The organism is Glycocaulis sp. (assembly GCF_052168375.1).
Lineage (GTDB): Bacteria > Pseudomonadota > Alphaproteobacteria > Caulobacterales > Maricaulaceae > Glycocaulis.
Genome location: NZ_JBQLZR010000328.1, coordinates 1 through 2,640 on the forward strand (window position 1 = coordinate 1; position 2,640 = coordinate 2,640).

General features: G+C 64.8%; 4 protein-coding genes. All 4 read left to right on the plus strand.

Going from position 1 to position 2,640, the window contains the following annotated elements; genetic code table 11:
- Nucleotides 1-85 precede the first annotated feature (85 nt).
- On the plus strand, nt 86-1,234 hold the full coding sequence (gene fliM, locus ACTS2Z_RS13670; RefSeq protein WP_442573758.1) for a flagellar motor switch protein FliM: 1,149 nt from the start codon (nt 86-88) through the stop codon (nt 1,232-1,234).
- Nucleotides 1,231-1,629: a DUF6468 domain-containing protein gene (locus ACTS2Z_RS13675; protein WP_442573759.1), complete on the plus strand. Its 399-nt coding sequence runs from the start codon at nt 1,231-1,233 to the stop codon at nt 1,627-1,629. The genes fliM and ACTS2Z_RS13675 overlap by 4 nt, the downstream gene beginning before the upstream one ends.
- Nucleotides 1,630-1,644: 15 nt before the next feature.
- Nucleotides 1,645-2,325: a MotE family protein gene (locus ACTS2Z_RS13680; RefSeq protein WP_442573760.1), complete on the plus strand. Its 681-nt coding sequence runs from the start codon at nt 1,645-1,647 to the stop codon at nt 2,323-2,325.
- The coding region (locus ACTS2Z_RS13685) for a hypothetical protein (protein WP_442573761.1) at nt 2,306-2,640 on the plus strand (335 nt) is incomplete at its 3' end. The genes ACTS2Z_RS13680 and ACTS2Z_RS13685, both read left to right, overlap by 20 nt.

Below are 2,640 nucleotides of genomic sequence, written 5' to 3' on the forward strand. Positions count from 1 at the left end.
CGGCCCAGATCGACCGCGTTCTGCTGACCGAAATTCTGATCACCCAGACCTGAACCTGACCCCTGCTTGAAGACCGGATTGCCCCATGAGTGATGTAGAACAGGAAGCCCTTGCCGCAGAATGGGAAGCGGCCGCGAGCGCGGAGCAGCCCGACTTTGACGGGGCAAATTCTGATGCGCTGGCATCAGAATGGGAGGCCATGGTCGGCGCCGATGGCGAGACCTTCCTGCCCCAACAGGGCGCGCAAGGCCCGGAACGCATCCTCAACCAGGACGAGATCGACAGCCTTCTCGGCTTCTCGGTGTCCGATGAGGACGGCGCTGAACGCTCCGGCATCCGCGCCATCATCAATTCCGCACTCGTTTCCTACGAGCGCCTGCCCATGCTGGAAATTGTCTTCGACCGGCTGGTCCGGCTGATGACGACTTCCTTGCGCAATTTCACCTCCGACAACGTCGAGGTGAGCCTCGACAATATCTCCTCGATCCGGTTCGGCGATTACCTCAACTCGATCCCGCTCCCGGCGATCCTGTCGGTCTTTCGTGCGCAGCAACTGGACAATTACGGCCTGCTGACGGTCGATTCCAACCTGATCTATTCGGTCGTGGACGTGCTGCTCGGCGGGCGGCGTGGCACCAGCGCCATGCGCATTGAGGGGCGGCCCTACACCACGATCGAGCGCACGCTGGTCCAGCGTATGATCGAGGTGGTGCTCGCCGACGCCAAGCAGGCCTTTGCGCCGCTGACCGAAGTCGACTTCACGCTCGACCGGGTGGAAACCAATCCGCGTTTTGCCGCGATTGCCCGCCCGGCGAACGCTGCGATCCTGGTCAAGCTGCGCATCGACATGGAGGACCGGGGCGGGCGAATCGAGCTTCTTCTTCCCTATGCGACGCTTGAGCCGATCCGCAAAATGCTCCTCCAGCAATTCATGGGTGAGAAGTTCGGTCGGGACAATATCTGGGAAAGCCACCTCGCCACAGAGCTCTGGTCCACGCAGATGGAGGTCAATGCCGTCGTTGACGAGCTGCAGCGGCCCCTGGGCGAGATCATGAAGCTGAAACTGGGTGACACGATCATGCTGGAAGCCGGGCCGGACAGCCCGGTGGAATTGCGCTGCGGCACCATCCCCCTGACGCGCGGCCGGATGGGCCGGCTCGGTCACAACGTGGCTGTGCGCCTTGATGCCCCCCTGACGCCGGCAGCGCGCCGCACTCTGACGAGGTTCACATGAGCATGGCCGCTTTCCTGTTCGAAGCCCTGATCGGCGTGTTGCTGGTCGGTGCCGCTGTGATGTGCTGGCGCGTCGACCGGCGCCTGAAAGCGCTGCGTGATGGCCAGGACGGGCTGAAGGAAACCATTGGCGCGCTCAATGACGCCGTGGACCGCGCGCGGGCAGGTCTTGCCGCGCTGGATCGTGCCTCTCGCGAGTCAGGCGATGTTCTTGAACAGCGCACCCGTGAAGCGCGCGCGCTGGCCGATGAATTGCGCCTGCTCACGAGTTCTGGCGAGACCCGTCTCGACCGGTTCGAGCGTCCGCGCCGTCCGCAAGCGGCGAGCGAACTTCCGCGCGAGCGTGCCGATGATGGCGCGCCGCGTGTCCGCGATCCCCTCAAGGCGCTGCGTTAGAGAAGGCCAAAGCCCATGTCCCGCTTGCGTCCCCTGGCCCTGATTGCCGTCCTGCTTGCAGGTCTCTTCGCGCTGAAATCGGTCTCTCTGGCCGATAGCGCGGTTTCCCTTCTGGAGACAGCAGCAGACGAGGTGCCAGCGGCGCAGGAGGCCGAAGCCGTGCCTGTCGAACCGGTAGAGGATGCACCCGCAATCGAGCCCGCTCCGGTCTTCGAGCCGGAAGAGGACGAGTTCAACGTCACCCGGTCCCAGTTCCAGCTCTGCGAGCTGGTGGAGAACCGGCGCGTCGAGCTGGACCTGCGCGAGGAGGAGCTCGATACGCGCGAGGCGCTTTTGCAGGTGACCGAGCAGCGCATTGCCGAGCGTGTCGCCCGGATGGAAGAACTGGAAACCAGCCTGGAATCGCTTCTGGGAACACTCGAAACCGAGCGGGAGCGTCGCGTGGGTGAGATTGTCGCCGTCTATGCCCAGCTGGAACCGGAAAACGCCGCGGCGATCATGTCCCAGATGGACGAGGATACGCTTGTCCTCCTGGCCGAGGCATTGCAGCGCGAACAGGCGCGCCGCTATGCGGCCATCCTTGCCGAGATGGAACCCGGTTTCGCCGCCGGTTTGACGCTGCGTCTGCGTTCGCGGGCCAATCCGCCCGAAACCCAGGCCGAGGTGGAGGCCCGCCTTGCTGGCCGGGACAGCTAGCCGCGCCGCCTTTCTGGCCCTTGCGCTCCTGACGGGGCTGAGTCCGTGCGCCTTCGCGCAGGTGACGGGTTCGGTGGCGGTTGAACGCTCTGGCGCTACGACGCGGCTCCTCATCACCTATCCTGAAGCCCTTGGCGGGGACCTGTCGGCAGAAGCGGAAATTGCCGCTGGCGCGGTTCTCGTCGCGCGCCTGTCCGAGCCGGTGTATTTCGACGCCGCGTCCATCGCTTCGCAAACGGGCGGCCTGGCCGCCATGGCGCGCCTCGATCCCGACGGGCGGGCCTTGCGCATAGCACTGAACCGCGAAGCCGAACC

What these genes read in the sequence shown, in the direction of transcription:
- ACTS2Z_RS13680 (WP_442573760.1), top strand. Translation starts at nt 1,645, where the DNA reads ATGTCCCGCTTGCGTCCCCTGGCCCTGATTGCCGTCCTGCTTGCAGGT.
- ACTS2Z_RS13675 (WP_442573759.1), top strand. Translation starts at nt 1,231, where the DNA reads ATGAGCATGGCCGCTTTCCTGTTCGAAGCCCTGATCGGCGTGTTGCTG.
- fliM (WP_442573758.1), top strand. Translation starts at nt 86, where the DNA reads ATGAGTGATGTAGAACAGGAAGCCCTTGCCGCAGAATGGGAAGCGGCC.